Below are 23,372 nucleotides of genomic sequence, written 5' to 3'. Positions count from 1 at the left end.
GAGAAAGACCGATGGATCGGCTCAAGGGCAAGGTTGCGATGGTGGTCGGCGCGGGGTCGATCGGGCCCGGCTGGGGCAATGGCAAGGCGACCGCCGTCACCTTTGCGCGCGAGGGCGCCAGCGTATTCTGCGTCGATCGCAATGGCGCCGCGGCGGAGGAGACCGTCGGCATCATCACCGGCGAGGGCGGCAAGGCGGTCGCATTCACCGCCGATGTCTCGCGCGCCGGCGAGGTCGAGGCGATGGTCGCGGCCTGCCTGAAGGCCTATGGCCGCATCGACGTGCTCGACAACAATGTCGGCATCGCCGAGGTCGGCAGCGTGGTGGAAGTAGGGGAAGCCGAATGGGACCGCGTCTTCGCGGTCAACCTCAAGAGCGCCTATCTGTCGATGAAGCACGTCATTCCCGTCATGATCAAGCAGGGCGGCGGCTCGATCATCAACATCTCCTCGATCGCCTCGATCCGCCATGTCGGCATTTCCTATGTCAGCTACAACGCGAGCAAAGCCGCGATGAACCAGATGACACGGTCGACCGCGGTCGAGTTCGCCTCGAAGCATGTCCGCGTCAACGCGATCCTGCCCGGACTGATGAAGACGCCGATGGTCGCGCACTCGGCCGGGCTGGCGCAGAGCTACGCCAAGGGCGATGTCGAGGCGATGTGGCGCGCGCGCGACGCGCAGGTGCCGATGGGGCATATGGGCGACGCCTGGGACGTCGCCAATGCCGCGCTGTTCCTGGCGTCGGATGAATCGAAGTACGTCACCGGCATCGAGCTCGTGGTCGACGGCGGCATCACCTCCAAGTCGGGGGCGTGAAGGCGATCATGATGCGATCGGATGGGACCGCATCATGATCCCACATTCTTGATCGAGCATGGTCTCTTCGGAAAACCGGTTCCCACTCTTCCGGGTCATGCGCTATTGCGCCAGCGCCAGGATGCCGCCGGCAACGGAATGCCACGCCGCCGAGGTGCTGATCGGCCAGTTCAACAGCTTCACCGCGACCAGTGCCAGCCCGCCATAGACGTAGACCGGGTGGGGGCGGCCGCGGGTGCGCCAGTCGAACACGATCGCGACGACCAGCAGCAGATAGGCGACGAGCGCCGGTGCGATCGTGACCGGGACCGGCGGTGGGCCGGGCGGTCCCGGCGGCGCGAGGAAGGTCAGGAACCAGCGCGCGACCGCTGCATCGAGGATGGAGATCGACGCCAGCAGCATCAGCCGCTTGTGGGTTTCGCGGTCGCGCAGGCAGATGATCGCGAGCGCGAACACGACAGCGAAGAACAGGATGCCGCTGAGCGGAACGATCGCAAACGCAAGGCCCTCATTGGCTTGTCCGATCGCAGCCGAACGCTTCATGACGCTGATCGAGGCCACGATGCCCATCATGGTCATCGCGGTCGCCAGCGAGATGCCGATCAATCCGACGCTGCGATGCCGTGCAATCCGCCCCGAGGCGGCAAGCCAGCTCTGGAACACGAAATAGAGCGTCCAGGCGAAGAACAGCAGCCCGTGCAGGTGCACCACGGGAGGCGAAGAGAGCGAGCCTCTCGCCATCGGCATCCAATAGGTCGGGGCAAAGCCGAGAAAGGCGACCGCCATGCAGGACAGCGCCATATAGAAATAGAAGAACTTCGCCTCGACTTTCGCCGAGGCGCGCGGGGAATTGCGATCAATGAGGATTGTCATGATGTTAGGTCTGACAAACCCTGTGATGGTTCAAAGGATATTGCGGCCCGGCGCTACGCCTCCACGCTGAGCTCGGCGCGGTCGAGTTCTTCCTCGACCAGATGGAATGCGTCGTCGCCGATCGCCTCGGTGCGGCGCAGATTGAGCAAGGCCTGACGCGCCGCGGAGATGGCGCGGCGGCGCAGCGGATCCGACGGCAGCTCGCGCGAGGTCAGGCCGCCATCGGGATCATTCTCGGCGCGCAGCAGCACGGCGCGATATTCGAGCCGGAGGATCTCGGCCTCTTCCGACGGGTCGGCGTCGATCTCGTCGAGCGCGGCGCGAAACACCACGCCGCGGGCACGGGCCGCCTCGCGCCCGACCGGATCGTCGTCGGCGAAATTCAACGCCAGGATCAACGGCCGCAGCGTCAGCCCCTGGATCACAAGCGAACCGAGCACCACGGCAAACGCCGTCAGCAGGATCAGATCGCGATACGGAAACCATTCCGGCAGCGCAAACGCCGCCGCCAGCGTGACGATGCCGCGCATGCCGCACCAGGACACGATGAAGCCGCGCTTCAAGGTCGGCACGGCGTCCACCACATGGGCGGGCAGCAGGTTGCGCGCCTTCAGCGTGCGCAGCAGCGCGCCGTAAGGCATCACCCAGAGGATGCGGGCGAGGATCACGACGGCGAGGATCGCGGCGGCAAAGCTGCAATACTTCCACCGCACCTCGTCGTCGAGGCCGGACCAGATCGGGCGCAACTGCAGGCCGATCAGCATGAAGGCGAGCACGTTGAGCACGAACACCACGGTTTCCCACACCGCGTAGGACGACACGCGCAGCCGCGCCGAGGTGCGGGCCGGCGCGGTGCGCGAGATGGTGATCGCATAGGCGATGATGGTGAGAATGCCGGACAGCCCGAGATGCTCGGCGATGATCCACACCATGAAGGTGCCGCCGAACTGCGTGATGATCGCGCTCGGCGCCTCGGTGATGCGGCGCGTGATCATCATCCAGACCTGCGCGAACAGGAAGCCGGCGGCGAGGCTGCCGACCAGCGCGATCGTGATGGACGGCACGAACTCGCGGATCTTCATATGCTCGGCGGCGACGAGGCCGACCGCGACGCGATAGATCAGCAGCGCGCTGGCATCGTTGAGCAGGCTTTCGCCTTCGAGGATCTTCTGGATCCGGTAGGGCAGGTTGACCTGGCGCAGGATCGCGGTGGCCGCGGCCGCATCCGGCGGCGCCACGATGGCGCCGAGCGCGATCGCGACCGCCCACGGCATGTCCGGGCGCAGCCAATGCGCGACCACGGCGACCGCCGCCGTCGTGACGCCGACCGCGACCACCACCAGCGTCGAGACCGGCAGCCAGTTGTTGCGGAGATCGCGCAGCGAGGTGTCGAACGCGGCATCGAGCAGCACCGGCGCGACGAACAGCGCCAGCGCCAGTTTGGGTTCCAGCGCCCAGGTCGGGGCCCACGGCAGCAGCGTCAGCAGCACGCCGCCGAGCGCCAGGAAGGTCGGGTAGGGCACTTTGATCCGCCGCGCCAGCGCCGACAGCGCCACCGCTGCGAGCAACAGGCCGATGATCCATTCGAATGTGAGCAAGCCGAACCCCCGATGCAGCCGATCGTCGCAATTGACGTATAATCCAGCGTGTGGTTTTGCGGCAAATGGCGCGCTGCCGGGCATCAGGGGCCGGCGGTTCGGGAGCAAGAGAGGGATGACTTGTCGGCGACCGGGATGCGACACAAACGCGCAAATCTGGCCGTGATGCTGATCTGCGTTGGCCTGTCGGGCGGGCTGATGTCGGGCGTTGCGCGCGCCACCGGCAGCGAGCCGGGCGAGGATGTGCAGGCCAATGCCGGCCCCTGCATCGCGGCGGCAGCGGCGGCCGATAACGACAAGATCATCGACGTCTGCGGCGCGCTGATCGACAATGAGAAGGCGGCGCGGCCCGATCGCGTCAAGGCGCTGATGGCGCGGGCGGCCGCCTATGACCGCAAGCAGATGATCGATCGCGCGATCGCGGACTACGACACCGTGCTCAAGCTCGATCCATCGCTTGCCGATGCGCATAATGCGCGCGGCGAGCTGTGGCGCCGCAAGGGCGACCGGCCGAAGGCGATCATGGATTTCGGCGCCGCCGTCAAGCTCGCTCCCAATCACGCCGCCGCCAAGTCCAATTACAAATCGCTGTCGCTGGAGCTGGAGCGGATCGGCGCCATGATGGCGGTCGCCGGCAAGCCGAGCTTCGATTGCCGCAAGGCGCGCCGGCCGGTGGAGAAGGCGATCTGCGCCAATCCCACGCTTGCCGATCTCGATCGCGAGATCGGCGCGTCGACCTTCCGCGCGGTGCGCGAAGCGCAGAACCCGGGCCAGGCGCGTGAGCTGCAGCGCGAGCAGGATCAGTTCATCGCCCGCCGCAATGCCGAGTTCGGCAAGCCGGGCTACGACCTGCAAAAGGCGATGCGCGAGCGGCTGCAGCGGATCAACGGGGTCGACGGCTACTAGTGTGCTGAATGCGAAGTTCGTGCGATTTCGCGGCAACCACTTTCACGAACTTCGCATTCATAAAGCACACTAGAATCATAAGTTTGCTAGTGTCCTTATCGAATCCGAAGTTCGCTCCGAAGGTGCGGCAAATGATGCGAACTTCGGATTCGGGACACTAGTGCTAACGTCGGTCAGTTTACGGCTTGAATTATCGGTCGGGCCCGTGACAATGGCCGTTAACTAGAGCTAGCCATTTCAGGTTCGTCATGCCCGGCCTTGTGCCGGGCATCCACGTCTTGCTTTGTCGCCCCAAAGACGTGGATGGCCGGGACAGGCCCGGCCATGACGCGAGAGATGAGCCGGGAGAGACGCTATGAATATACAAGGCAAGAGCCGGTATCATGAGGTGTATGCCCGCTCGCTTCGGGACCCCGAGGGCTTTTGGGCGGAAGCGGCGCGCGAGATCGACTGGATCGAGCCGGCCAAGAAGATCCTCGATCCCTCGGTGGGCGCCTATGGGCGCTGGTTCGCCGGCGCCGTGGTCAACACCTGCTACAACGCGCTGGATCGCCATGTCGCCGGCGGCCGCGCCAGCCAGGTCGCGCTGATCCACGATTCGCCGCTCACCAACACGACCACCAAATTCACCTATTCCGAATTGTTGGCGGAGGTGCAGACGCTGGCCGCGGTGATGCAGGATTTCGGCGTCACCAAGGGCGATCGCGTCATCCTCTATATGCCGATGGTGCCGGAGGCCGTCGTCGCGATGCTCGCCTGCGCGCGGATCGGCGCGGTGCACAGCGTGGTGTTCGGCGGCTTCGCGGCCAAGGAGCTTGCGACCCGCATCGACGACGCCAAGCCGAAGCTGATCTTCTCGGCGAGCTGCGGCATCGAGCCCGGGCGCATCGTGCAATACAAGCCGCTGCTCGACGAGGCGATCCGCCTCGCCGGCAGCAAGCCCGAGACCTGCATCATCCTGCAGCGGCCGCAGCAGGCTTGCGAGCTCACCGCGGGCCGCGATCATGATTGGGCGACGCTGCGCCAGGCCGCGTTCGACGCCGGCAAGGCCGCGCCGTGCGTGCCGGTAGCCGCCACCGATCCGCTCTACATCCTCTACACGTCGGGCACGACCGGAATCCCGAAGGGCGTAGTGCGCGACAATGGCGGTCATCTCGTCGCGCTGAAATGGTCGATGCACAATCTCTACGGCGTGAAGCCCGGCGAGATCTGGTGGTGCGGCTCGGACATCGGCTGGGTGGTCGGCCATTCCTATATCGTCTACGGCCCGCTGATCCACGGCGCGACCACCATCATGTATGAGGGCAAGCCGGTCGGCACGCCGGATGCCGGCGCGTTCTGGCGCGTGATCTCAGAGCACAAGGCGGTCGCCTTCTTCACCGCGCCGACCGCGTTCCGCGCGATCAAGAAGGAAGACCCCGAGGGCAAGTTCATCCGGAATTACGATCTCTCGAGCTTCCGCACCCTGTTCCTCGCCGGCGAGCGCGCCGATCCGCCGACGGTGGAGTGGGCCGAGCAGCAGCTGAAGGTGCCGGTCATCGACCACTGGTGGCAGACCGAGACCGGATGGTGCATCGCCGGCAATCCGGTCGGGCTCGGCCAGCTGCCGGTCAAGCACGGCTCGCCCACGGTGCCGATGCCGGGCTATCAGGTCGACATCGTCGACGAGGCGGCAAAGCCGGTCGGGGCCGGCACGATGGGCTCGATCGTGATCAAGCTGCCGATGCCGCCGGGCTGCCTGCCGACGCTGTGGCAGCAGGACGATCGCTTCAGGGACGCCTATCTCTCGGAATTCCCCGGCTACTACAAGACCTCGGATGCCGGCTACAAGGACGAGGACGGCTATGTCTGGGTGATGGGCCGCACCGACGACATCATCAATGTCGCCGGCCACCGGCTCTCCACCGGCGGCATGGAGGAGATCCTCGCCTCGCATCCCGATGTCGCCGAATGCGCCGTGCTCGGCGTCAAGGACGCGATCAAGGGCGAGGTGCCCTGCGGCTTCCTGGTGCTGAAGGCCGGCGTGACCAATGCGCCCGCCGAGGTCGAGAAGGAGGTCGTGGCGCTGGTACGCGACAAGCTCGGGCCGGTCGCAGCCTTCAAGCTCGCGATCACGGTGGCGCGGCTGCCGAAGACCCGTTCCGGCAAGATCCTGCGCGGCACCATCAAGAAGATCGCCGATGGCGAGTCCTGGACCATGCCGGCGACGATCGAGGACCCGAAAGTGCTCGACGAAATCGGCGAGGCGCTGAAGGGGAAGGCGTAGCTCGACGTCGTGTTGCTGGCTCGCTGTTGAGACAGCACGTCGTGTGGCACCCCTCTCCCCAGCCCTCCCCCGCAAGGGGGGAGGGAACCCTTCCGCCGGTGGCTCCCTAACGTCAGGTGAGCACGGTCGTCAGGCTCCCTCCCCCCTTGCGGGGGAGGGCTGGGGAGAGGGGTGGCCCCGGGCGCGATGGACGATGAGGGCACCATCGCGCAATCCGGCCGCGTACCCTCGAAACCCATCGGAAGCAAAACGGCCTTGATTTTGATGGATTGCCGGGTCATCCCGGCCTTCCCTGTCATATGCCACGAGATACGGACCCCCGGATGCGATCCATTTCCGCACGCGCGCCACTCGCCTTGCTGCTCGCCCTGCCGCTACTTGCAGGCTGTCTCGAGCGCGGCCGATCGCCGATCGCGGAGAGCATGGGTGACGACGATCAGTATTGCCAGGCTGGCGGCAAGGTTGCGGTCGGCTCGCCTGATTACGTCGCCTGCCGCAAGAACCGCGACGTGCAGCGCCAGAACGCCGAAGCCCGCACCGATCGGCGGCAGCGCGATCTCGGCGAATACATGATGAACAATCCCGACCGGCATTGAGCCGCGCCGACGGTGGCCGTCACGCCCATTGCGTGCGCTTCCAAGCAAAAACGCGGCAGGTTGCCCTGCCGCGTTTCGTGTTCTGCTCTTCGCGTCGCGCGATCCGCGCTTACTCTTCCTCGTCGTCGGGCTTCTTGCCGCCGATCGTCTTCAGCTTGGCGAACACGGCGTCGACGTTGAGATCGTCGTGGCGCTCGATCGGCTGGTCGTCCAGCTCGTCCTTGCGCGTGGTCTCGGAGGCCGGCAGCAGCGTGGCGCCGCCGTAGACGGTGGTGGTCGGCTTCTCCTTGGCGGCGCGCTGCACCTCGAAATCGAGCTCGATCTGCGAGCACAGGCCGAGCGTCACCGGGTCCATCGGGGTCAGGGTCGAGGCGTTCCAGTGGGTGCGGTCGCGCACGCTGGCGATCGTGGTCTTGGTGGTGCCGACCAGACGCATGATCTGGGCGTCCTTCAGCTCGGGATGGTTGCGCACCAGCCAGAGGATCGCGCTCGGCCGCTCATGGCGGCGCGACACCGGGGTGTAGCGCGGGCCCTTCTTCTTGGCGGCGGAAGGCAGCACCACCTTGCTCTCCTGCAGCTTGAGGCGGTAGTTCTGGTCGCGCTCGCCGCGCTCGATCTCCTCGCGGGTCAGCTGGCCGTTGGAAATCGGGTCCATGCCCTTGATGCCCTGGGCGGCGTCGCCGTCGGCGATGGCGCGGACCTCTAAGGGGTGCATTTTGGTAAAATCGGCCACCTGATCGAAGGTCAGGGCGGTATTGTCGACCAACCACACGGCAGTCGCCTTCGGCATCAGCGGTGCGTTGCTCATGGCAAATCTCCTTTGTGCTTCGCCCACCTCTGTCGAGGCGAAGCTGGTAGTCATCGGCGATGACGGGAATTATAAGGCCTATATAAGCCCTCCGGGGGGAATGGCGCAATGGGCGAGCAAAATCGCCTTGACAGCGCCCGAAAGCAGTCCCAAGTCGTTACCGTAACTGGCCGTTCCCCGCCCGCCGGCGAGGGGTGATTCGGTCCCGAGATTGCCCCGAGACAGCCCCAAGACAGCCCTATGTCAGCGAAAAAACCCGACCTTAGAATCGTGCTTTGTTCCCCCCGCGGCTTCTGCGCCGGGGTGGTTCGCGCCATCGACACGGTCGAACGTGCCCTCACCATTTATGGCGCGCCGGTCTATGTCCGGCACGAAATCGTCCATAACAAGTATGTGGTCGACAGCCTGAAGACCAAAGGCGCCATTTTCGTCGAGGAATTGGCCGAAATCCCCGACGATACCAATGCGCCGGTGGTGTTTTCCGCCCACGGCGTTCCGAAATCGGTTCCCGCCGAGGCCAAATCCCGCAATTTCTTCTCGCTGGACGCGACCTGCCCGCTGGTGACCAAGGTCCACCGCGAGGCGGCGATCCATTTCAAGCGCGGCCGCGAGATCCTGCTGATCGGACATTCCCATCACCCTGAGGTGGTCGGCACCTTGGGCCAGTTGCCGGCCGGCGCCGTGACCCTGATCGAGACCGCCGAGGATGCCAAGACCTTCGTCCCCAAGGACCCCGACAACCTCGCCTTCGTGACCCAGACGACGCTGTCGATCGACGACACCGCGGAGATCGTGGCGCTGCTCAAGCAGCGCTTCCCGAACGTCAACGGTCCGCACAAGGAAGACATCTGCTACGCGACCACCAACCGCCAGCTCGCGGTGAAGAAGGTGGCGCCGGTGGTCGATGCCCTGATCGTGGTCGGCGCGCCGAACTCGTCGAACTCGCAGCGCCTGCGCGAGGTCGCCGAGCGCGAGGGCTGCCCGATCGCCGTGCTCGCCCAGCGCGCCAGCGACATCGACTGGCAGCGCTTCGATGGCATCAGGAGCCTCGGCATCACCGCGGGCGCCTCGGCGCCGGAGGTGATCGTCGAGGAGATCATGGGCGCGTTTGCCGAGCGCTATGAACTGCACGTGGAGACGGTCTCGGCCGCGGAAGAGAACGAGTTCTTCCCGCTGCCGCGTTCGCTGCGGCCTGACGCTGCCGCGGCGGAATAGACCATATGGCGGTCTACACCGACGTTGCCGCCGAAGACCTCGCGGAATTCCTCAAAAGCTACGACATCGGCGAACTGCTCTCCTACAAGGGCATCGCCGAGGGCGTCGAGAATTCGAACTTCCTGCTGCACACCAGCCAGGGCGCCTACATCCTCACGCTCTATGAGAAGCGCGTGGCGGAGGACGACCTGCCGTATTTCCTGTCGCTGATGGCGCATCTCGCCGAGCGCGGCGTGTCGTGCCCGCAGCCGGCGCGCAACCGCAAGGGCGAGGTCACCAGCCGGCTCGCCGGCCGGCCCGCGGCGATCATCAACTTCCTCGAGGGCGTGTGGCCGCGGCGGCCGAACGTGGCGCATTGCGCCGGCGTCGGCGGGGCGCTGGCCAAAATGCACGTCGCCGGCCGCGATTTCCCGCTGGTCCGCAACAACCCGCTGTCGGTCGCCGGCTGGCGGCCGCTGTTCGATCTCGCCGCCGCGCGGGCCGACAGCGTGCAGGCCGGATTGCACGACTTCATCGCGCGTGAGCTCGATCATCTCGAAGCCTCGTGGCCGGCGGATCTGCCGGTCGGCGTCATCCATGCCGACCTGTTTCCCGACAACGTCTTTTTTCTGGGCGACAAGCTCTCGGGCCTGATCGACTTCCCGTTCGCCTGCAACGACATCCTGGCCTACGACGTCGCGATCTGCCTCAACGCCTGGTGCTTCGAGCCGGATCATGCCTTCAACGTCACCAAGGCGCGCGCATTGCTCAATGCCTATGGCCGCGAGCGCCCGCTGTCGGCGGCGGAAGAGGCCGCGCTGCCGCTGCTCGCGCGCGGTGCCGCGATGCGCTTCCTGCTGACGCGGCTGGTCGATTTCCTCAACGTGCCCGAAGGCGCGCTGGTGCAGCCGAAGGACCCGCTGGAATATGTCCGCAAGCTGCGCTTCCAGCAGAATGTCGCGAGCCTGCGCGATTACGGCATCACGCCGGCCGGATGCGCGGCGTGAGCGACAAGCCGCATGTGATTGTCTTCACCGATGGTGCCTGCTCCGGAAATCCGGGGCCGGGCGGCTGGGGCGCGATCCTCAGATTCGGCGAGGCCGAGAAGGAATTGAAGGGCGGCGAGCCGCACACCACCAACAACCGCATGGAGCTGATGGCGGCGATCTCGGCGCTGGAAGCGCTGAAGAAGCCCTGTGTGGTCGATCTCACCACCGACAGCCAGTATGTCCGCCAGGGCATCACCGGCTGGATCCACGGCTGGAAGCGCAACGGCTGGCGCACCGCCGACAAGAAGCCGGTCAAGAATGTCGAGCTGTGGCAGCGCCTCGATGCCGCGCTGAAGCCGCATGAGGTGCGCTGGCACTGGATCAAGGGCCACGCCGGCCACGCCGAGAACGAACGCGCCGACGAGCTGGCGCGCGAGGGCGTGGCGATGGCGAGGTTGAAGAGTTAGGGCGCGCCGCTTTCTGCTATCGCCATGCCCATAATCGTCATCGCCCGCGAAAGCGGGCGATCCAGTATTCCAGAGACGATGGTGATGAAGCGAGAGGCCGCGGCGTACTGGATCGCCCGGTCAAGCCGGGCGATGACAGTGTGCGTGGGGCGTCGGCTTACAGCTGCCCGAGCAGCGTGTCGCCGCCGGAGACCTCGACCTTGCCCGGGGCGGGCTCGAGGTTGAGCTTCTTCACCACGCCGTCCTCGACCAGCATCGAGTAGCGCTTGGAGCGGATGCCGAGGCCGTTGCCGGAGGCGTCGAGCTCCATGCCGATCGCCTTGGCGAAGTCGGCATTGCCGTCGGCGAGGAAGACGGCTTCGTCGCGCTGGTCGGTGTCGCGCTTCCACGCGTTCATCACGAAGGCGTCGTTGACCGAAACGATCGCGATGGTGTCGACGCCCTTGTTCTTCATGGCATAGGCGTTGAGGAAGATGCTCGGAAGATGCATCTTGTGGCAGGTGCCGGTGTAGGCGCCGGGCACGGCGAACAGGGCGACCTTCTTGCCCTTGAAAATATCGTCGGTGGTTTTGACCTGCGGACCCTCGGCGGTCATCACGCGAAACTTGGCTTCCGGCAGCTTGTCGCCAACATTGATCGTCATCGTTGTTCTCCCTCGGTGAAGCGGAACTGTCTTAGACCCGGCTACAGCACGGCACAATACGGGCTCGCCGAAGAACGGCAATGCCCGACCATCGTCACCGTTCCGTCATCAGCCGGAAAACCCGCCGGTGTCGAGAAAGGCCTGCTCCTCGGCCGTGGTCTGCCGGCCCAGCACGCGATTCCGGTGCGGGAAGCGGCCGAACCGGCGGATGATGTCGGCGTGGTCCTCGGCATATTTCAGGTTGTCGGGATGGCAGTCATATTGCCGGAACATCGTCACGCAGCGCTGCTGGTCGGCGAGGTCCTCCGAATGCTCGAAAGGCAGATAGAGGAATTCGCGCAGCGCGGGGCCGGTCCGCGCATCGACGCCGCGGTCGATGGCGCGCCTTGCCACGTCACGCGCCAGCGCATCGCTTGAAAAGGTCCTGGCGTCGCCTCGAAACAGGTTTCGCGGAAACTGGTCGAGCACGATGGTTAGCGCCAGCGCGCCGTCGTCGCTGGCCTCCCACGACGACAATTCGCCGGCAGCCGCCTTCTGCCAGGTGGCGAGGAAGCGGCTGCGGATCTCGGCATCGAAGGCGTCGTCGTGCTTGTACCAGCGGTCGCGGCCGGCATTCCGCCAGAAGCCAAGCACGTCGGCCGGCGTCGCGAGGCTTGCGTCAGACATCGAAGGTCAGTCCACTCACGCCTTAAGCCGCAGCCTTCTTCTCGTCGCGCAATTGGCGGCGCAGGATCTTGCCGACATTGGTCTTCGGCAGGTCGGTCCTGAACTCGATCTGCTTCGGCACCTTGTAGGCGGTGAGCTGGGTGGCACTGAACTTGATGATGTCCTCGGCGGTGACGTTCGGGTCCTTCTTGACCACGAAGGCCTTCACCGCTTCGCCGGACTTCGCATCGGGCACGCCGATCACGGCGCATTCGAGCACGCCCGGATGGCTTGCGATCACTTCCTCGATCTCGTTCGGATAGACGTTGAAGCCGGAGACCAGGATCATGTCCTTCTTGCGGTCGACGATCTTGGTGTAGCCCTTCTCGTCCATCACGCCGATGTCGCCGGTGCGGAAGTAACCGTCCGCGGTCATCACGCGCGCGGTTTCGTCAGGCCTGTTCCAGTAGCCCGCCATCACCTGCGGACCCTTGGCGCAGATCTCGCCGGCTTCGCCGAGCGGCAACTCATTGCCGTCGTCGTCGCGGATCGAGAGCCAGGTCGACGGGACGGGAAGTCCGATCGTCCCGGAGAACTCCTCGATCGTCGCAGGATTGCACGTCAGGGTCGGCGAGGTCTCCGACAGGCCATAGCCTTCCGACAACGAGATGCCCGTGACCTTCAACCATTTCTCGGCGACCGACCTTTGCGTCGCCATGCCGCCGCCGTTGGCGATCTTCAGCTTGGAGAAGTCGAGCTTGTCGAAACCGGGCGTGTTCAGCAGGCCGTTGTAGAGGGTGTTGACCGCCGGGAAGAAGCTGACCTGGTACTTCGACAGCTCCTTGACGAAGCCCGCCATGTCGCGCGGATTCGGAATCAGCAGGTTGGTGCCGCCGGCCCGCATGCCCAGCAGATAGCAGGCGGTGAGCGCGAAGACGTGATAGAGCGGCAGCGCGCAGACGATGACCATCTGTTCGACGATCGGCGGCTTCGCCAGCGCCGGCTGCAGCCAGGCGTCGTTCTGCAGCACGTTGGCCAGGATGTTGCGGTGGAGCAGGGTCGCGCCCTTGGAGACGCCGGTGGTGCCGCCGGTATATTGCAGGAAGGCGACGTCATCGAGCGTCAGCGTCGGTTTGTTGAGCTTGCCGGCGCGGCCGGCTGACAGCGCCTCGTTGAAGCCGACGGCGCCCGGGATCGACCAGGCCGGCACCATCTTCTTCACCCGGCGCACCACCAGATTGACGATCACGCCCTTGAGGCCGAGCAGGTCGCCCATGCTGCCGACGATCACGTGCTTGACCGCGGTATTGGGAAGTACCTTCTGCACGGTGGTGGCAAAGTTCTCCAGCACGATGATCGCCTCCGCGCCCGAATCCTTGAGCTGGTGCTCGAGCTCGCGCGGCGTGTAGAGCGGGTTGACGTTGACCACGGCATAGCCGGCGCGCAGCACGGCGGCGGTCGCGATCGGATATTGCAGCACGTTCGGCATCATCAGCGCGACCCGCGCGCCCTTCTGCAGGCCCTTGCTCTGCAGGTAGCCGCCGAGCGCCGTCGACATCTCGTCGAGCTCGCGATAGGTGATCGCCTTGTCCATGCAGATGAACGCCTTGCGATCGGCGAATTTCTTGAAGCTCTCTTCCAGCAATTCGACCAGCGACGAATATTGCGTGACGTCGATATCCGCGGGCACGCCGGCCGGATAATGCTTGAGCCAGATGCGCTCCATGATGGTCAATCCCCTCTCTCAAATTTGGCTGATGCCCCGGATTGCTTCCGGGTTTTCCGACCTTTGGCCGCGTTATTTCAGGCAGTATTGAGCGATGCCGCGGCCGATGGCAAGCCGCTGCGCGTTATCGACGCATTGGAGGAAATGACGGTCGGAAATGACGGTCGGAAATGACGGGCGGGCGTTCTGCTAGCCGGCAGGCTTGGCGTCGGCTTTCGGCTTGTCGGCAGCCTTGGGTTTGTCGGCCGCAGTCTTGGGCTTGTCAGCCGAAGTCTTGGGCTTGGCAGCCGGCTTTGCCGCCGCCGGCTTGCCGGCAGGCTTTGCGGCGGCGGGCTTGTCCGCCGCGGCCGTCTTCGCAGCTGCGGCATCCGGCTTGGCATTGGCGTGACGCGCGGGCTTGGCCGCCGCCGGCTTGCTGTCCGACTTGCTGTCCGACTTGGAGGCGCTCTTGGTGTCGGCCTTCGCGTCATCGGCCGCATCGGGCTTCTTGCCCGCGACGCGGCTGTGCTTGCCCTTGGCCCGCTTGACCGGCTGCATCTTCTCGGTGTCGGCCTCGACCGCGGCGATCAGCGCAGCCCCGGTCTTGGTCGGCCCCGTATAAACCACGACCGGTTCGGAGGCCGCGGCCGGCTGCGCCAGCATGTCGGCCGGCTTGGCCGGCATCGCGGCCTGCAGGCCCGAGGCGAAGAAGCTGACGCCGCCGTCGCCATTGGTGCTGGAGCTTCCGGCGCTGGCAATGGTGTCTTCTGCGTCCTCGTCGCTGGCGGGCCGCTTGTGCTTGGGGCCGCACATCTCCTCGCGCAGGTTCGGCGGCGTGGAATCGATCGGCACCAGATTGTCGACGGTGCCGAGCGAGGGCCGCAGCCACGCCAGCCCGTTATTGGCAAAGCCGCGATCCAGAAGCTGCGCGGCGCGGATCGCGCGCATGCGGCCTGACGAGGCGCCGAGCACCACGGCGATCAGCCGCTTGCCGTCGCGCGTCGCCGACGCCACGAGATTGTAGCCGGAGGCGCAGATGAAGCCGGTCTTGAAGCCGTCGGCGCCGGGATAGCGGCCGATCAGCTTGTTGAAGTTCTGGGTGATGCGGCGGCCGAAGCGGATCGAGGGGATGTGGACGAAATACTCGTATTCCGGCAGGTCGCGGATGATGGCGCGGGCGAGGATCGCCATGTCGCGCGCCGAGGTGATCTGGCCATCGGCGGGCAGGCCGTTCGGATTGACGTAGCTGGTTTGCGTCATGCCGAGCTTTTGCGCGGTCTGGTTCATGATTCCGGCAAAGCCGTCGATCGAACCGCCGATGCCCTCGGCCAGCACCACGGCCATGTCGTTGGCCGACTTCACCAGCATCATCTTCAGCGCGTTGTCGACGGTGACCTGGGTGCCGGGCCGGAAGCCCATCTTCGAGGGCGACTGCGAAGCTGCGGTCGGCGACACCGTGAGCAGCGTGTCGAGCGAGACGCGGCCGTCCTTGACCGCCTTCAGCGTCACATAGGCCGTCATCATCTTGCTGAGCGAAGCCGGGTACCACGGCATCGTCGCATTGTCGGCCTGCAGCACCTTTCCGGAATCGGCCTCGACAACCAGCAGCGCCTCGGCTTGCGCCATTTGCGGCGCGGCGACGGCGAGCATCGCGACGGCCAGAATCCATTTCAATGACGGGCGAGGAAGGTGCACGAATCCGGTTCCGGTCCTTTGAGACCCGCCTTGAAAAAAGGAGGTCTTGCGATTGTGACGTACGGGTTTCAAGCGTGTCCGGCGCCGCATTGCGGCGATGCAAACCCTATACCGGCTTGCCAGCAGAGAACAGAGGCCGGGGAATTATATCGTGGACGAAATCGGCTGAATTTCGGCAGCCGCCTCAATTGGAAAGGCGGGAATTATGGTGTCTCGATGCCGGCGCGCGCCTGTTCCTGGACCATGAACTGGGCCCGCGCCAGCTCGGCAAAACGCCCGCCTTTCGCCACCAGTTCATCGAAAGTTCCGCTTTCGATCACCCGCCCCTGGTCGAACAGCAGGATGCGGGTGGCGTGGCGGATGGTGGAGAGGCGGTGCGCGATCACGAAGGTGGTGCGGCCCTTCATCACTTCATCGAGAGCGGCATTCACCTTGGCCTCGGTGACGGCGTCGAGGGCGCTGGTGGCCTCGTCGAGGATCAGGATCGGCGGATCCTTCAGCAGCGCACGCGCGATCGACAGCCGCTGGCGTTCGCCGCCGGACAGCATGCGGCCGCGCTCGCCGGCATGGGTATCGAACTTCTTTTCGCTGCGCTCGATGAAATCCAGCGCCTGGGCGCGCGCCGCCGCGGTACGCAGCTCCTCATCGGTCGCGTCGGGCTTGCCGACGCGCAGATTGTCGGCGAGCGAGCGGTTGAACAGCAGCGCCTCCTGGAACACCACGCCGATGTTTCGCCGCAGCGCCGTCAGCTTCAGCGCGCGTATGTCCATACCGTCGATCCTGATGATGCCCGATTGCGGATCGAACGCGCGATGCAGCAGTGCGATCGCGGTGGATTTGCCGGCGCCGGTCGAGCCGACCAGCGCGATGGTCTGGCCCGGCAGGGCGGTGAAGCTGAGATCCTCGATCGCCGGCCGCTTGCCGTCATAGGAGAACGAGACGTCGTCGAACTCGACGAGGCCGGACAGCCGTCCGGGATCGACCGCGCCGGGCCGGTCGCGCACCGCCGGCACCGCATCGAGCACGTCGAAGAACTCCTGCAGGCGCGGCGCTTCCATGAACACGTTGTTGATGAAGCTCACCACCTGCTCGAGCTTCTGGATCAGCATGGTGGCGAACGAGACGAACATCACGATCTCGCCGACCGTGGTGAGGTTCTGGTTATGCAGCGCGATGCCGACGGTGAAGATCGCGAGCACCGTGATCGTGGTCGAGGCGCGCGTGATCACGGTGACCAGTGCCCACCATGACAGCACCGGCATCTGCACCGCGAGCAGCTTGTCGGCGACGTAGCGCAGGCCCTGCACCTCGGAATCGATCCGCACGAAGCTCTGCACCAGCGCGACATTGCCGAGCGCGTCCGAGGCGCGCGCCGAGAGGTCGCTGTAATAGGCCTCGACCTCGCTCTGCATGCCGTAGGTCTTGCGCACCACCAGCGTGGTCAGCACGGTGAACACGACGCAGAGCCCGAACAGCAGGAGCGCCAGCCGCCAGTTGATGTAGAGCGAAAGCGGCAACAGCACGATCAGCGACATGATCGCGGCGAAATGCTCGCGGAAGAAACCGAGCCAGAGCCGCCACAGCGCGTCGGTGCCGTTCAGCATCACCTTCATCAGCCGGCCGGAATGGGTGCCGGAATGGAAGGTCAGCGGCAGCTGCAGGATGTGCTCGAAATAATCGGTCAGCACCGCCTGGCGCTGGCGGTGCGCCAGCCGGTCGGCCTGCAGCGCCACGATCGCGCTGCAGCCGATCGTGAACAGGCCGAACGCCGCCCAGGCGACGAGCAGCGGCCATGCCGAGGACGTCGCGAACAGTCCGGTGACCGGCCGGCCCGACAGCACGTCGACGATCTTGCCGAACAGCACCGGCTCGGCGAATTGCGCGCCGGCGAGCAGCACGTTGGCGATGGCCAGGATCCAGCCGAGCCGCGCCTCCTTGCCGAGCAGTTCGAGGACGCGGGTATAGAGGCGAAGCATGGACATGCCGGCGGGACTCGCAAGCGGTGGGCGCCCGATCAGGCGGGATGCAATTTAATCAGGGTTCGCGATGCAGGGCCAGCGGGTGAGCGCGTCATCCTCAGGGTGACGGTGATTGTGGCGAGCGGCTCCCCACGCCATCGTCCTGGCGAAAGCCAGGACCCATAGCCACCGAATTTGATTGAGAGCGGGATAGTGGCCCCAGCGTCGCGCAACAATAAACGGCTGGGGTAATGGGTCCTGGCTTTCGCCAGGACGACGCTGAACATTTGGTGCCGCTCATCAGTGATGCATTCGCATGCTCTCAGTTCACCAGCCGGGCGTCGATCGGCGGCAGGAAAGCCTCGTCGAAGATGTCGGCGGCGTGCGGCCGCTTCTGGAATTTGAAGTCCTCCGCGAGCTGGTCGACCGAGCGCTCGAAGCGCTCCGCCTCGATGCCGCCGATGCCGTCGCGCTTCACCTCGCTGGTCAGGATGTTGTCGCGGATGATGGCGTTCAGCCGCTCCAGCTCCAGATCGCGCGAGCCGCCATCCATCCGGCTCGCGACCTCGCCGGCGGCGCGGGCCGGATCCTTGACCGCGAGGTTGGTGCCGCCGATCGCCGCGCGCACGAATCCCTTCACCGCATCCGGCTTCGCGGCGGCAAGGCGCGGGCTGACGATCACGGCAAAGCCGTAGGCCTCGCAGCCATAGTCGGCGAAGCGCAGCACCGCGAGATCGTCGGCGGGCACGCCGCGATCGCGCAAATTGATCGCCGAGAGATAGGAGAAGCCGGTAACGGCATCGACCTGGCCGGCGGAGAGCATCGGCTCGCGCACCGCGGCGCTGATCGTGCTCTGCTTCACGCTCGACAGCTTGATGCCGTTCTGCTTCGCGACCGCGGGCCACAGCCGGATCGAGAGATCGCCCTCGGCGACACCGAGGCTCTTGCCCTGCATGTCGCTCAGCGTCCTGATGCCGCGGCTCTTGCGCGCGATGATCGCATAAGGCGCCTGGTTGAACAGCACGAACACCGCCTTGACGGGCGCAGCACCGGTCTTGTCGCGAAAGCGGATCAGCGAGTTGATGTCGACGAGGGCGAAATCGCTCGAGCCGTCGGCGACGCGCGCGATGGCATCCGCCGAACTGGTCGCGACGTTGGTGCCGACCGCAAGGCCCTCGGCGCTGAACAGGCCGCCGGTCGACGCCATCACGAATGGCGCTGCGGCGGCATCAAGCGGACGGTCGAGCGTGAACTGGATGGTGAGCGGCGGCGGCAGGTCGCTGGCGCGCAGCGGCGCCAATGCCGGCCACACGCCCTCCGCGAGGCCGATCATGCCGGCCAGTATCCAGCGGAGAACGGTGGTCCGACTTACCTGCATCATGACATCCGGGAGGCGAGACAAAGTGCCGCGCCGGCGCGCCTGCTTCATGACATCGAATGCGCCAGAGCAAGCGTCAATTTCAAGCGTTAATTGCAGGCATTTTGCCCCAGGCAAGGTGAACGGTCGATGACTGCCAGGCTTCGGCTTGCCATGTTTTCACCTCAGGTCGTTCAGCTTGCATTCGGTTTGGGGAACCTAATCTGGAGGCAGTGGGTTAGCTAACCAAGGCCCGTCGGGCCGGCTTCCACAAAGGATGACTGCAATGTTTGCGCGAAAAGGTGTTTTTTCGTCCATTGGCCGCGCAGCCACATTGGCAACGGTTGCCGCGGTGGCGTTGACGGCCGTCGAGCCGACGATGGCGTTCGCAGGCTCTGCTTCGGCAGGCAAGGCGACCGCTGTGACGACGTCACAAGGCACGAGCGGCGCGACCGACATCAGTGCCCGCCGTCGCTACTATGGCGGTGGTGGCGCAGCGGCTGCGGCTGCGTTCGCCGGGATCGTCGGTACGGGTCTCGCGATCGCCGCAGCCCAGAGCCGCCGCGACTACTACGACTCCTACGGCTACTATGGCGGCCCGGGCTACTACGGTGGTCCCGTCTACTATGGTGGCGGCCCGGTCTATTACGGCGGCGGACCGTACTATGGTTACCGCGGCTATTACGGGCGGCGGTCGCAACTGCCGTATCAGCCGTACTGACCGCCGTCGGCGGTTCTCAGAATTGTCACAAAGCATCCAATCCACCGGCCGCGGCGCCGGTGGATTTTTTCGTCGTCGCCGTTAACACGCTGGCGACGCGTTTCGACTAGGCTCGAAGCATGAGTGATTCGATCGAGCGGCTTTACCAGGCGGTGATCGCGGCCAAGGATCTTGATCCGGCTACGTCGCGCACGGCACGGCTGTTCCAGCGCGGGCCGGCCAAGATGGCCAAGAAGCTCGCCGAGGAAGCGATCGAAGTCGTGATCGACGCCGTCAGCGGCAAGTCGGACGCCGTCATCCGCGAAAGCGCCGACCTGTTCTACAACCTTGCCGTTCTCTGGGCGTCGGCCGGCGTGAAGCCGGAGGATGTCTGGCGCGAGATGGAGCGGCGCGAACGGCTGCTCGGGATCGCCGAGAAGCTGCCGAAGTCGCCGGTCAAGCTGCCCAAAACGGCGCCGGTCCCGGTGGCTCGGCGCCGAATTGTCGCGCTGGAGAGCCGGCTGCGCAAACGGCAGCCGTAAATCAACCAAATTCGGCCCAATCCCGGCATGGACAAATCCGCTCCATGATGGTTCATCGCGCCCATGTTGAAACGGACTTACGATTGGTGCGTCGACGCGGCCGACAAGCCCTATGCGCTGTGGATTCTCGCGGCCGTCTCCTTCGCTGAGAGCTCCTTTTTCCCGATCCCTCCCGACATCATGCTGCTGCCGATGTCGCTGGCGCGGCCGAAGCGGGCGTGGTGGTTCGCGGCGGTCTGCACGGCGGCGTCAGTTGCCGGCGGCGTGCTCGGCTATGCGATCGGCGCACTGCTCTACGACTCGCTCGGGCAGTGGCTGATCCATCTCTACGGCCTCTCCGACAAGGTCGACGCGTTCCGCGCCTCCTACGCCGAATGGGGCGCCGTGATCATCTTGCTGAAGGGACTGACGCCGATCCCCTACAAGCTCGTGACGATCACCTCGGGCTTTGCCGGTTACAACATCTGGCTGTTCATCCTGTGCTCGATCGTCGCACGCGGCGGCCGCTTCTTCTTCGTCGCGGTGCTGCTCAACCGCTATGGCGATTTCGTCCGCGCCGAGCTCGAAAGGCGGCTCGGCCTGTGGGTCGCGATCGGCGCGATCGTGCTGGTGCTGGGCTTTGTTGTCGCGTTCAAGCTGATCTAGTGTGCTGAATGCGAAGTTCGTGCGATTTCGCGGCAGCCACTTTCACGAACTTCGCATTCATAAAGCACACTAGAATCATAAGTTTGCTAGTGTCCTTGTCGAATCCGAAGTTCGCTCCGAAAGTGCGGCAAATGATGCGAACTTCGGATTCGGGACACTAGCGACGGACCGCTTGCAGCTTTGTCTGCGAGCGGCTTCGGGTTACGCTCGCCGCGATGGCTGATGGAATCGCGGACCTGCTCGATCCTGCCGGGCTCACGCTCGTCAGGCTTACGCGTGCAAAGGCGCGCATTGTGCTGGCGGGTCTTGCGCTGTCGGGTCTTGCGCTGTCGATGACACTGACGACCCTCGACCGCAGCTGGGCCCAGACAGCACCGCCGGCGCTTGGCGTGCAGTCGCCGGCGCAGCAGCCGATCCCGCCTCAGCAGCAGCAGATCGAGCTGCCGCCGGCGCCGGTCGAGCGCGAGAATCCCGGGCTGATCAACGAGATCGGAAAGCTGTTCGAGAAGTCGAAATCGGCGCTGCCGCCGCTGAAGAGCCCCGGCGAGACCATCAACGACCTGTCGAACATCGCGCGCCCTTCGACGGTGGTGACCGGACGCGCGGCCTGCGTGGTGGCCTCGAACGGTGCGCCGGACTGCAAGATCGGCGCCGACCGGCTGTGCCAGAGCAAGGGGTTTCGGGAAGGCAAGGGCATCGATACCGACGCCTCCGAGAAATGCTCGCCGCTGGTCTATCTGCGGGGCCACAAGCGCGGCCCGAACGACTGCAGGACGGAAAATTTCGTGACACGGGCCGTCTGCCAATAGCGGCGGCCAGGCTTTGCGTCTGGGATGCCAGGCACCTGCGAAAACGCGGTTTCAGGATGAGGATTTGTCATCCTTTTGCAGCGCCAAAACGCAATCCTTGACACTGGAAAGATTGCCTTGTTGGTATGACGATCAGCATTCGAGACCAACCAACGACCAACGCTTGAGGATCCGCTTCCAATGTCCATGCCTGCTCTGTTCAAGGGCCGCCTGTCTCTTCCCGTGATCGGGGCGCCGCTGTTCATCATCTCCGTGCCCGACCTCGTTATCGCGCAGTGCAAGGCCGGCGTGGTCGGCTCGTTTCCGGCGTTGAACGCGCGGCCGCCGGAGCTGCTCGACGAATGGCTGTACCGGATCAAGGAAGAGCTCGCCGCCTATGACAAGGCGCATCCGGAGCGGCCGTCGGCGCCGTTCGCGGTGAACCAGATCGTGCACAAGTCGAACAACCGGCTCGATCACGACATGGCGCTTTGCGAGAAGCACAAGGTGCCGATGATCATCTCCTCGCTCGGCGCGCGCGAGGAGCTCAACCAGGCGGTCCATGGCTGGGGCGGCATCGTCTTCCACGACGTGATCAACCAGAAGTTCGCGCACAAGGCGATCGAGAAGGGCGCCGACGGCCTGATCCTGGTCGCGGCCGGCGCCGGCGGTCATGCCGGCACGCTGTCGCCGTTTCCGTTCGTGGCGGAGACGCGACAATGGTTCGATGGGCCGATCGCGCTGTCGGGCACCATCTCCAACGGCCGCGCCATCCGCGCGGCCCGCATCATCGGTGCCGACTTCGCCTATATCGGCTCGGCCTTCATCGCGACCAAGGAGGCGAACGCGGTCGAGGGCTACAAGAGCATGATCACCAATTCGTCCGCCGAGGACATCGTCTACTCCAACCTGTTCACCGGCGTGCACGGCAATTATCTGAAGCCGTCAATCGTCGCAGCCGGCATGGATCCGGAAAACCTGCCGACCTCCGATCCCTCGAAGATGAGCTTCGGCACCGATGCATCCGGCGAGCGCGCCAAGCCGAAGGCCTGGAAGGAGATCTGGGGTTCGGGCCAGGGCGTCGGCAGCATCTCCAAGGTGGTGCCTGCAGCCGAGCTGATCGCCCGGTTCAGAAAAGAGTATGAAGACGCGGTCGATCCGGCGCTTGCCTGATGGAGCCGATCTTTCGCGTCGACGGCGACCGCGTCGTCACCAGTCCCGATGCCGCGGGTCCTTGGGACCCGCGAATGCAGCATGGTTCCGCGCCGGCGGCGCTGGTGGTGTGGGCGGCCGAGGCCATTCCGACGCCGGTGCCGATGCGGATCGCGCGCGTCACCATCGACCTGATGCGCCCGGTGCCGGTGGCGCCGCTGACCGTGCAGAGCGAGATCCTGCGCGACGGCCGCAAGATCCAGCTCTGCGGCGTCAGGCTGCTTGCCGACGGCGTTCTCGTGGTTTCGGCCAGCGTGCTCAAGATCAAGCAACAGACGGCCGAATTGCCGCCTGACATCACAGCGCTTGCCGTCGATCTGCCGGGCCCCGACGAAAGTATGATCGAGCCAGGCAACCTTGCGAACAGTCCGTTCGTGAAATGCATCTCGATGCGGGCCGCGCGCGGCCGCTTCGGCGTGATGGGACCCGGCGCGATCTGGTTCCGCGTCGACCGCCCGCTGATCGCGGGCGCCGCCGTCTCGCAGGCGATGCGGGCAGTGGTTGCCTCGGACTTCTCCAACGGCACCTCGCCGGCGCTCGATTTCAGCCAATGGACCTTCATCAACGCCGATCTCTCGGTGAGTCTCGCGCGCGAGCCGGTCGGCGACTGGATCCTGCTCGACGGCCAGTCCTGGATCGGGCCCGACGGCGCCGGGCTTGCAATGTCGCGGCTCGCCGATCAGCGCGGCTATTTCGGCCAGGCGGTCCAGAGCCTCGTCATCGAGCGGCGCTAGCTCGGGCTATGTTTCTTCGATCTCCCCTGAAAAAGGGGGGGGTCTTTGCCGGCCAGAGCAAAGCGGCTGGGATCAGCTCTCTCGACTTGCAGCATCGCCTGGGCTGCCCCCATCCCGACCTTCTCCCTTTCAGGGGGAAGACGAAGTCCCGTCACGTCTACTGTGCATGGGGTTGTTTCACCGATTCGCGGTGCAGGAGCGCCAAGCGACTGCCCCTGCGGCAAAATAACTCC

At 65.2% G+C, this 23,372-nt stretch carries 22 protein-coding genes; 13 read left to right on the top strand and 9 right to left on the bottom strand.

Features of this window, described 5'->3' with window-relative positions:
- The first annotated feature begins 11 nt into the window (after nucleotides 1-11).
- Complete coding sequence (locus JEY66_RS38570) at nucleotides 12-818, top strand: SDR family NAD(P)-dependent oxidoreductase (protein WP_018269644.1); 807 nt, start codon at nucleotides 12-14, stop codon at nucleotides 816-818.
- A 102-nt stretch (nucleotides 819-920) separates the two neighbouring features.
- Here JEY66_RS38570 and JEY66_RS38565 read toward each other — a convergent pair whose 3' ends face one another.
- Together JEY66_RS38565 and JEY66_RS38560 are read right to left on the bottom strand one after the other, a co-directional pair.
- Nucleotides 921-1,691, bottom strand: a complete 771-nt coding sequence (locus JEY66_RS38565; RefSeq protein ID WP_016846863.1) for a hypothetical protein — start codon at nucleotides 1,689-1,691, stop codon at nucleotides 921-923.
- Nucleotides 1,692-1,744: 53 nt separating this feature from the next.
- Entirely contained in the window at nucleotides 1,745-3,289 is a 1,545-nt protein-coding gene (locus JEY66_RS38560) for a cation:proton antiporter (protein ID WP_018269645.1), read from the bottom strand.
- Between the two features lie 135 nt (nucleotides 3,290-3,424).
- Between JEY66_RS38560 and JEY66_RS38555 the strand changes: the two genes are divergently transcribed.
- The 3 genes from JEY66_RS38555 (at nucleotide 3,425) to JEY66_RS38545 (ending at nucleotide 7,057) form a co-directional block, all read left to right on the top strand.
- Nucleotides 3,425-4,195 (top strand): tetratricopeptide repeat protein, encoded by a 771-nt coding sequence (locus tag JEY66_RS38555; RefSeq protein WP_016846865.1) that lies wholly within the window; start codon nucleotides 3,425-3,427, stop codon nucleotides 4,193-4,195.
- A 355-nt stretch (nucleotides 4,196-4,550) separates the two neighbouring features.
- Complete coding sequence (locus JEY66_RS38550) at nucleotides 4,551-6,461, top strand: propionyl-CoA synthetase (protein WP_018269646.1); 1,911 nt, start codon at nucleotides 4,551-4,553, stop codon at nucleotides 6,459-6,461.
- 323 nt (nucleotides 6,462-6,784) lie between these two features.
- Nucleotides 6,785-7,057, top strand: coding sequence for a hypothetical protein (locus JEY66_RS38545; RefSeq protein WP_075969207.1), 273 nt, complete (start codon nucleotides 6,785-6,787; stop codon nucleotides 7,055-7,057).
- 109 nt (nucleotides 7,058-7,166) lie between these two features.
- Here the strand turns inward: JEY66_RS38545 and JEY66_RS38540 are convergent, their stop codons facing one another.
- Nucleotides 7,167-7,865, bottom strand: coding sequence for a DUF1013 domain-containing protein (locus tag JEY66_RS38540; protein ID WP_018269648.1), 699 nt, complete (start codon nucleotides 7,863-7,865; stop codon nucleotides 7,167-7,169).
- Between the two features lie 240 nt (nucleotides 7,866-8,105).
- Here JEY66_RS38540 and ispH point away from each other — a divergent pair, with 240 nt between their 5' ends.
- From ispH to rnhA, 3 genes are read left to right on the top strand one after another with little or no spacing between them, the layout of a single operon-like run.
- Entirely contained in the window at nucleotides 8,106-9,080 is a 975-nt protein-coding gene (gene ispH / locus JEY66_RS38535) for a 4-hydroxy-3-methylbut-2-enyl diphosphate reductase (RefSeq protein ID WP_026192195.1), read from the top strand.
- Between the two features lie 5 nt (nucleotides 9,081-9,085).
- Nucleotides 9,086-10,066, top strand: coding sequence for a homoserine kinase (locus tag JEY66_RS38530; RefSeq protein WP_018269650.1), 981 nt, complete (start codon nucleotides 9,086-9,088; stop codon nucleotides 10,064-10,066).
- Nucleotides 10,054-10,515, top strand: a complete 462-nt coding sequence (rnhA, locus tag JEY66_RS38525; RefSeq protein ID WP_018269651.1) for a ribonuclease HI — start codon at nucleotides 10,054-10,056, stop codon at nucleotides 10,513-10,515. Before JEY66_RS38530 ends, rnhA begins: the two co-directional genes overlap by 13 nt.
- Before the next feature lie 157 nt (nucleotides 10,516-10,672).
- On the opposite strand, the gene JEY66_RS38520 is transcribed toward rnhA, so the two are convergent.
- From JEY66_RS38520 to JEY66_RS38495, 6 genes are all read right to left on the bottom strand, one after another.
- Complete coding sequence (locus JEY66_RS38520; protein ID WP_018269652.1) at nucleotides 10,673-11,158, bottom strand: peroxiredoxin; 486 nt, start codon at nucleotides 11,156-11,158, stop codon at nucleotides 10,673-10,675.
- Between the two features lie 108 nt (nucleotides 11,159-11,266).
- Complete coding sequence (locus JEY66_RS38515) at nucleotides 11,267-11,824, bottom strand: DUF924 family protein (RefSeq protein ID WP_018269653.1); 558 nt, start codon at nucleotides 11,822-11,824, stop codon at nucleotides 11,267-11,269.
- 22 nt (nucleotides 11,825-11,846) lie between these two features.
- Entirely contained in the window at nucleotides 11,847-13,529 is a 1,683-nt protein-coding gene (locus JEY66_RS38510; RefSeq protein ID WP_018269654.1) for a long-chain fatty acid--CoA ligase, read from the bottom strand.
- Between the two features lie 189 nt (nucleotides 13,530-13,718).
- On the bottom strand, nucleotides 13,719-15,203 hold the full coding sequence (locus JEY66_RS38505; RefSeq protein WP_370145425.1) for a D-alanyl-D-alanine carboxypeptidase family protein: 1,485 nt from the start codon (nucleotides 15,201-15,203) through the stop codon (nucleotides 13,719-13,721).
- A 203-nt stretch (nucleotides 15,204-15,406) separates the two neighbouring features.
- A complete protein-coding gene (locus JEY66_RS38500) occupies nucleotides 15,407-17,185 on the bottom strand; it encodes a glucan ABC transporter ATP-binding protein/ permease (RefSeq protein WP_018269656.1) in 1,779 nt (592 codons plus the stop codon).
- Nucleotides 17,186-17,483: 298 nt separating this feature from the next.
- On the bottom strand, nucleotides 17,484-18,539 hold the full coding sequence (locus tag JEY66_RS38495; protein ID WP_026192197.1) for an ABC transporter substrate-binding protein: 1,056 nt from the start codon (nucleotides 18,537-18,539) through the stop codon (nucleotides 17,484-17,486).
- A 265-nt stretch (nucleotides 18,540-18,804) separates the two neighbouring features.
- Here JEY66_RS38495 and JEY66_RS38490 point away from each other — a divergent pair, with 265 nt between their 5' ends.
- The 6 genes from JEY66_RS38490 to JEY66_RS38465 all read left to right on the top strand — a co-directional run bounded on the left by JEY66_RS38490 (nucleotide 18,805) and on the right by JEY66_RS38465 (nucleotide 23,139).
- Entirely contained in the window at nucleotides 18,805-19,239 is a 435-nt protein-coding gene (locus JEY66_RS38490) for a hypothetical protein (RefSeq protein ID WP_026192198.1), read from the top strand.
- 119 nt (nucleotides 19,240-19,358) lie between these two features.
- Nucleotides 19,359-19,760, top strand: coding sequence for a phosphoribosyl-ATP diphosphatase (hisE, locus tag JEY66_RS38485; RefSeq protein WP_018269659.1), 402 nt, complete (start codon nucleotides 19,359-19,361; stop codon nucleotides 19,758-19,760).
- 63 nt (nucleotides 19,761-19,823) lie between these two features.
- Nucleotides 19,824-20,405: a YqaA family protein gene (locus tag JEY66_RS38480; protein WP_018269660.1), complete on the top strand. Its 582-nt coding sequence runs from the start codon at nucleotides 19,824-19,826 to the stop codon at nucleotides 20,403-20,405.
- Nucleotides 20,406-20,620: 215 nt separating this feature from the next.
- Complete coding sequence (locus JEY66_RS38475) at nucleotides 20,621-21,214, top strand: hypothetical protein (RefSeq protein WP_016844912.1); 594 nt, start codon at nucleotides 20,621-20,623, stop codon at nucleotides 21,212-21,214.
- Between the two features lie 180 nt (nucleotides 21,215-21,394).
- Complete coding sequence (locus JEY66_RS38470) at nucleotides 21,395-22,366, top strand: NAD(P)H-dependent flavin oxidoreductase (RefSeq protein WP_016844911.1); 972 nt, start codon at nucleotides 21,395-21,397, stop codon at nucleotides 22,364-22,366.
- Complete coding sequence (locus tag JEY66_RS38465; protein ID WP_016844910.1) at nucleotides 22,366-23,139, top strand: thioesterase family protein; 774 nt, start codon at nucleotides 22,366-22,368, stop codon at nucleotides 23,137-23,139. The genes JEY66_RS38470 and JEY66_RS38465 overlap by 1 nt, the downstream gene beginning before the upstream one ends.
- The last annotated feature ends 233 nt before the right edge of the window (nucleotides 23,140-23,372 follow it).

The organism is Bradyrhizobium elkanii USDA 76 (assembly GCF_023278185.1).
GTDB lineage: Bacteria > Pseudomonadota > Alphaproteobacteria > Rhizobiales > Xanthobacteraceae > Bradyrhizobium > Bradyrhizobium elkanii.
Note: the sequence above shows the minus strand (reverse complement) of the source record. Positions and strands in the feature narration are given on the sequence as shown.

Excerpts from the sequence above, each read along its gene's own strand:
- JEY66_RS38570 (WP_018269644.1), top strand. The coding sequence starts at position 12 with ATGGATCGGCTCAAGGGCAAGGTTGCGATGGTGGTCGGCGCGGGGTCG.
- JEY66_RS38565 (WP_016846863.1), bottom strand. The coding sequence starts at position 1,691 with ATGACAATCCTCATTGATCGCAATTCCCCGCGCGCCTCGGCGAAAGTC.
- JEY66_RS38555 (WP_016846865.1), top strand. The coding sequence starts at position 3,425 with ATGCGACACAAACGCGCAAATCTGGCCGTGATGCTGATCTGCGTTGGC.
- JEY66_RS38550 (WP_018269646.1), top strand. The coding sequence starts at position 4,551 with ATGAATATACAAGGCAAGAGCCGGTATCATGAGGTGTATGCCCGCTCG.
- JEY66_RS38545 (WP_075969207.1), top strand. The coding sequence starts at position 6,785 with ATGCGATCCATTTCCGCACGCGCGCCACTCGCCTTGCTGCTCGCCCTG.
- JEY66_RS38540 (WP_018269648.1), bottom strand. The coding sequence starts at position 7,865 with ATGAGCAACGCACCGCTGATGCCGAAGGCGACTGCCGTGTGGTTGGTC.
- ispH (WP_026192195.1), top strand. The coding sequence starts at position 8,106 with ATGTCAGCGAAAAAACCCGACCTTAGAATCGTGCTTTGTTCCCCCCGC.
- JEY66_RS38530 (WP_018269650.1), top strand. The coding sequence starts at position 9,086 with ATGGCGGTCTACACCGACGTTGCCGCCGAAGACCTCGCGGAATTCCTC.
- rnhA (WP_018269651.1), top strand. The coding sequence starts at position 10,054 with ATGCGCGGCGTGAGCGACAAGCCGCATGTGATTGTCTTCACCGATGGT.
- JEY66_RS38520 (WP_018269652.1), bottom strand. The coding sequence starts at position 11,158 with ATGACGATCAATGTTGGCGACAAGCTGCCGGAAGCCAAGTTTCGCGTG.
- JEY66_RS38515 (WP_018269653.1), bottom strand. The coding sequence starts at position 11,824 with ATGTCTGACGCAAGCCTCGCGACGCCGGCCGACGTGCTTGGCTTCTGG.
- JEY66_RS38510 (WP_018269654.1), bottom strand. The coding sequence starts at position 13,529 with ATGGAGCGCATCTGGCTCAAGCATTATCCGGCCGGCGTGCCCGCGGAT.
- JEY66_RS38500 (WP_018269656.1), bottom strand. The coding sequence starts at position 17,185 with ATGTCCATGCTTCGCCTCTATACCCGCGTCCTCGAACTGCTCGGCAAG.
- JEY66_RS38495 (WP_026192197.1), bottom strand. The coding sequence starts at position 18,539 with ATGCAGGTAAGTCGGACCACCGTTCTCCGCTGGATACTGGCCGGCATG.
- JEY66_RS38490 (WP_026192198.1), top strand. The coding sequence starts at position 18,805 with ATGTTTGCGCGAAAAGGTGTTTTTTCGTCCATTGGCCGCGCAGCCACA.
- hisE (WP_018269659.1), top strand. The coding sequence starts at position 19,359 with ATGAGTGATTCGATCGAGCGGCTTTACCAGGCGGTGATCGCGGCCAAG.
- JEY66_RS38480 (WP_018269660.1), top strand. The coding sequence starts at position 19,824 with ATGTTGAAACGGACTTACGATTGGTGCGTCGACGCGGCCGACAAGCCC.
- JEY66_RS38475 (WP_016844912.1), top strand. The coding sequence starts at position 20,621 with ATGGCTGATGGAATCGCGGACCTGCTCGATCCTGCCGGGCTCACGCTC.
- JEY66_RS38470 (WP_016844911.1), top strand. The coding sequence starts at position 21,395 with ATGTCCATGCCTGCTCTGTTCAAGGGCCGCCTGTCTCTTCCCGTGATC.
- JEY66_RS38465 (WP_016844910.1), top strand. The coding sequence starts at position 22,366 with ATGGAGCCGATCTTTCGCGTCGACGGCGACCGCGTCGTCACCAGTCCC.